Source organism: Aquiflexum sp. (assembly GCF_977115555.1).
On record NZ_CDSBKL010000301.1, the window covers coordinates 1 to 5201 of the forward strand.

The 5201-nt window shown below is 38.9% G+C and carries 4 protein-coding genes; all 4 read left to right on the forward strand.

Annotated features, from left to right (window positions below):
* Positions 1–1577 (forward strand): YfhO family protein (locus ACZFYI_RS15335; RefSeq protein ID WP_462525005.1); only part of this gene is annotated, 1577 nt, incomplete at its 5' end.
* Entirely contained in the window at positions 1574–2290 is a 717-nt protein-coding gene (locus ACZFYI_RS15340) for a class I SAM-dependent methyltransferase (protein ID WP_462525006.1), read from the forward strand. The genes ACZFYI_RS15335 and ACZFYI_RS15340, both read left to right, overlap by 4 nt.
* 38 nt (positions 2291–2328) lie before the next feature.
* Entirely contained in the window at positions 2329–3351 is a 1023-nt protein-coding gene (locus ACZFYI_RS15345) for a glycosyltransferase family 4 protein (protein ID WP_462525007.1), read from the forward strand.
* A gap of 8 nt (positions 3352–3359) precedes the next feature.
* On the forward strand, positions 3360–4838 hold the full coding sequence (locus tag ACZFYI_RS15350) for a lipopolysaccharide biosynthesis protein (RefSeq protein ID WP_462525008.1): 1479 nt from the start codon (positions 3360–3362) through the stop codon (positions 4836–4838).
* Positions 4839–5201 lie beyond the last annotated feature (363 nt).

A 5201-nucleotide genomic window follows, 5' to 3' on the forward strand; every position in this document is an offset into this window, starting at 1 on the left:
TGGAATCCTTGACTCTCTTGGTTCCATTTATCTACGGAGGAGGAAGTGGAGAAGCCCTTCCCAAAGATTCAAACTCAGAACAAGCATTACGGAGCAATGGCGTAGAAAGTGCCCAAGCCAATGGATTTATCCAAAAAGCTCCCACTTATTGGGGTGATCAACCCGGAACTGGCGGTCCGATTTATGGTGCTGCTATCATGATGTTTTTGTTCGTTTTAGGCTTAATCTATGCCCCTAAGACTTATAAATATGTTTTCCTCACTATTACGGTAATCTCTCTTCTGCTTGCATTTGGAAAAAATCTAGCATGGTTCAATGATCTGATTTTTGATTTTCTTCCAGGATACAACAAGTTTAGAGCCGTAACGATGGCCCTTTCCATGACACTTTTTGCAATTCCGGTATTGGGAAGCTTGGGATTGGAATACCTATTCAGAAGTCAGGACAACAAATCCTTGGTCAAAAATCTTTCTGTTGCTTTAGGAAGTACTGCGGGATTGGCTTTGGTATTGATAGTTTTTGCCGGAATGTTTGGCTTCAGAGCTCCCGTAGATGCAAACCTACCTGATTGGCTCGTGGATGCAATCCAACAAGACAGAAAATCCATGTTGCAAAGCAGTGCATTCAAAAGCTTCCTGTTTATTATCCTTGCTGCAGGTTTGATTTGGGCAAGTTTGAAAAACAAAATTTCCACGCAAATCGCCGGATTAAGTATTGCTCTTTTGATTGTGATTGACCTCTGGACTATCAATAAAAGATACCTGAATGAGGAATCTTTCCAGGAAAGTCCTTCTGCACAGTTCTTTGCAAAAACACCTGCTGACAATAAAATCCTCCAGGATCCAGGTTACTTTAGGGTGATCAGCCTCGAAAACCCTTTCAATGACGCCAGGACAAGCTATTTCTTTAACAGCATCGGCGGCTATCATGGGGCAAAAATGAAGCGTTATCAGGAATTGACTGAAAATGTTTTGGGAACTGAAATACAAACTTTCATCCAAAAAGCACAAGAAGGTAACTTTGATTGGCAGGGTTTGAAAGCTTTGAACATGCTCAATACCAAATATGTCGTGGCAGGTCAAGCTGAAAATGCTGCATTTACCAATCCTGAGGCAAATGGCCCTGCTTGGTTTCCTGCAACAATCAAAAATGTCACTGACAATGAAGAAGAAATCAAAGCCATTTCCCAAATGGACACCAAAGCTGAAGCAACGGTAAATACCTCCGAATTTGGCAAAGTAAATTCAGGTTCAGGTACAGTAATTTTAACTTCGCAAAAACCAAATGAATTGAAATATTCCGTCGATGCAGTCGAAGGCGGTTTGGTTGTTTTTTCCGAGATTTTTTACCCAAAAGGATGGAAAGCAATGGTCAATGGACAAGAAACCGACATCATTCGGGCAAATTATTTGCTGAGAGGAATCAGCGTTCCCCAAGGAAAATCTGAGGTCGAAATGAAATTTGAACCCGACAGCTATTACAAGACCAAGAATGTGACGGTTATATTTCAATACATTATCCTTTTGACTTTGATCGCGGGAATGTTTTTATCAGTTAAACCTTTTCTTAAACCATGAGCAAAAAGGAAGAAGTAAAGGAATTTTATGATGAATATGTAGTCAAACAGGAAAAGACCGGCATCAATTCCCGTCACATATCCATCATTGATAAACTCGTGCGATCAGGTTTAAAATCCACCCACAAAGTATTGGAAGTTGGTTGCGGAATCGGAACAGTCAGTCAATTGATAGCAAAGAAAACTCCAAAGGGAAAAGTTCTCGCGGTTGACATCAGTGAAAAAAGCGTGGAAAAAGCGAAAATCCTTTGGAAGCAATATTCAAATCTTGATTTCGAAGTGTCTGACATGAGTGATTTTACAAAATCAGGTCAGACTTTCGATTATTTTGTTTTCCCTGACGTACTTGAACACATTCCTGTTGAGCAGCATCCCAATCTGTTTGCAAGAATTGATGCCCATTCCCATGAAAATTCAGTGGTATTCATCCACATACCTGCTCCAAGATTTTTGCAATACAACATCAGCAACGAGCCTCAAAAACTTCAGATCATCGATCAGCCACTTGACACAGCAACTTTGGTAGGTGTTTTAAAAACCAATGGCTACTACCTTGACAAAATGGAAACATATCCTGTGTTTTTCGAAGAAAAGGATTATCAATATTTTGTTTTCAGAAGAAACAACACGATTACCAAAAGTACACTGAGGGGAAAATGGCCTGTTTTTATAGAAAGAACTTTTCTTAAGATCAAAAACAGTATCTTTCTGTAGCCAATTCTCAACAATTCAGATTTCACTCAAGACTATCTATGATTATCTACACCTATCCTGTACAGACTGCATTTACAGATAGAGATGTTGAAATGATCCAGGCCAAGTTTTCCATCAAAACACTTGAATTCACCCAAAATCCTTTTGCGCTTCCCTTTTATTTTATCCTCCAGTTTTTTCAGTTGTTGATTTTATTACCAAAGACTTCTCACTATCTGTGTTTTTTTGGAGGTTATCATTCCGTTTTGCCGACCTTTTTCGGGAAAATTTTCAAGAAAAAGGTTTTTATCCAATGTGGAGGTACTGATGCTATCAATATGCCCGAGATCAATTATGGGAATTTTAGAAAGAAATGGCTAAAAATGGCAACTGTTTACAGTTTTAAAAACTGCACAAAAATCCTTCCTGTCGGTGACTCACTTATCCAATCTGAGTATAAGTACGATCCGTTGATTTCTGCCAAACAGGGTTTGAAAAATCTCATTCCTGATTTGAAAACGCCAATTCAAACCATTCACAACGGTTTTGATACAGATTTTTGGATCGACTTTGGTAAAGCAAGAACAGCAATGACTTTCATCACAGTAGCGAAAGGAATCTCAAATCCGGTTAGGGCAAGGATTAAAGGAATCGATTTGATAGAGATCATTGCAGATAGATTTCCTGAGGCTACATTTACTTTGGTTGGGGATACAGAATATAAAACTGAGGCCAAAAACATTGTAGTCACCGGAGAACAGGACAAAATTGGATTGAGGAAATTGTACAACAACCATCAGTTCTACTTGCAATTATCAACCTCAGAAGGTTTTCCCAATGCCTTGGCCGAAGCCATGCTTTGCGGCTGTGTACCAATTGGGTCAGCAGTTGGAGACATCCCTTTGATCATTGACGATTCGGGGTTTATTTTAGAAAGGAAAAAATCCGATATATTGATTAGGATAATAATGGAAGCATTGGGGAAAGATTTTGATAAATCTCGGATAAAATCAAGATCGAGAATACTTAAGGAGTTCCCCTATTCGAAAAGGAAAAAAGAGTTATTGGAATTATTTAACTGATTCTTCAATTGGAAAAATTTGCCCGACAAAGTCTCCTCACTACCCTCTCCCATTATTTGGGAGTAGCCATAGGGTATTTCAATGTGCTTTGGCTTTTTCCATACACCTTGGCCCCTGAGCAGATCGGTATTTTCAGAACGGTGCAGGATATGGCCATGCTTTTGGTACCTTTTGCCCAATTAGGACTGGGCAATGCCATTACAAGGTTTTTTCCCCAACTCAAAACAAAGCAGGCCTCCTTTCTTACATATAGTGTGTTGATAACGCTACTAGGTTTTATCACCATTTCCCTATTGTTTTTTATATTCAAAAACCAGGTGATTTCGGCCTTTGCCATTAATTCTCCTCAAGTCATTGATTTCCTTGCAGTGGTACTCCTGATCACCCTTTTTGCAGTGGTCAACACTGTTTTGGATGCCTTCAGCAGGTCTTACATGAAAATTGCAATCCCGACCTTGCTAAGGGAAGTTTTGTTAAGACTGCTTTCTACCGTTCTTGTTTCCGTTTATTTGATAGGATGGATAGATTTTGACCAAATGGTTTGGGGATTATCTCTCAATTATTTGATAGTGCTTGGCAGTTTGATCGTGTACATGTTCCGCATCGGGATCTTCAGGATAGATTTGGATTTCGATTTTAAAAGGAAAGGATTCAAAACAGAGTTTCTGAATTACAGCTTCATCACCTTGTTGGGAACGGCAGGGGCTATTTTGATTATGAAAATAGACAGTCTGATGGTGAGTTCCATGATAGGATTGGAAGCCAACGCCATCTATAACATTGCATTTTCTATTGCCATTGTCATGGAAATGCCACGCCGGGCGATATCTCAGGTCAGTATGCCTGTAGTTGCTGAATATTTTTCCAAACAGGAATTTTCGAAAATCAACAAACTATATAAAGACATAGCCGTAAATCAGACGCTGATTTGTATTTTACTTTTTCTTGGGATTTGGTCCAATGTCAATAACCTTTATCATTTTGTACCCAACAACACCATCTATGAGACAGGAAAATGGGTTGTCCTTTGGATCGGGTTTGGCAAAATGTGTGATGTTGTTTTTTCAATAAATGGGGAGATCATCGTATTCTCCAAATACTACATTTTCAACATTACTGCGACAGTAATCATGAGTATCGCAGTGGTGGTGCTCAATTTATTACTCATTCCATCATATGGAATTGAGGGAGCGGCATTTGCTTCCTTCTTGTCAATGTTCCTGTATAATTTCATCAAATATGTCTATATAAAAGTTCAGCTTTCCTTTGAGCCCTTTTCATGGGATGTCTTGAAAATAATCCTTTTGGGCGTGGCCATATACTTTGCTCAAGATTACCTTTTTGGGGGGAACGAATCAGGAATCCTGGATCTAATCATCAGGTCTACAAGCATTACTTTGATGTATATCCTTGGAATATTTGCCTTGGGAATAGCAAAAGAGAACCAGAAAAAAGTAATTGAAAAAATAAAAGGGCTCAGGCCTTAGAGTGTTACCAAACCTCTTTACTGACAGGATTTGAGCTGCCTCGAGATCCGCAAACTTCCACTGTTATCCTGCATCCGGAGATACGAGGTCCTTTATTTTAAAAAGGATGAGGCCTGTTTTTGGAAAGGGCTTCACTCGGGATTGTTTTATAATTGTGAAGTCGGAACATGTCGGCGACCCGAGCCATTTGTGCAAATATACAAATTATTGACAGAATGAATTGACTCCTTATTTACAAATTGCCCCAGAAAATCATGAATCAGGGAAATATTCCATACAAAGGAAGAATCCTTTAAATTGACCAAAAATCATTTTGTTCAGAACTTAAAATATGTATTTTTATTGGGTAAAAAATCCAAAAAA

What these genes read in the sequence shown, in the direction of transcription:
- ACZFYI_RS15340 (WP_462525006.1), top strand. Translation starts at nt 1,574, where the DNA reads ATGAGCAAAAAGGAAGAAGTAAAGGAATTTTATGATGAATATGTAGTC.
- ACZFYI_RS15345 (WP_462525007.1), top strand. Translation starts at nt 2,329, where the DNA reads ATGATTATCTACACCTATCCTGTACAGACTGCATTTACAGATAGAGAT.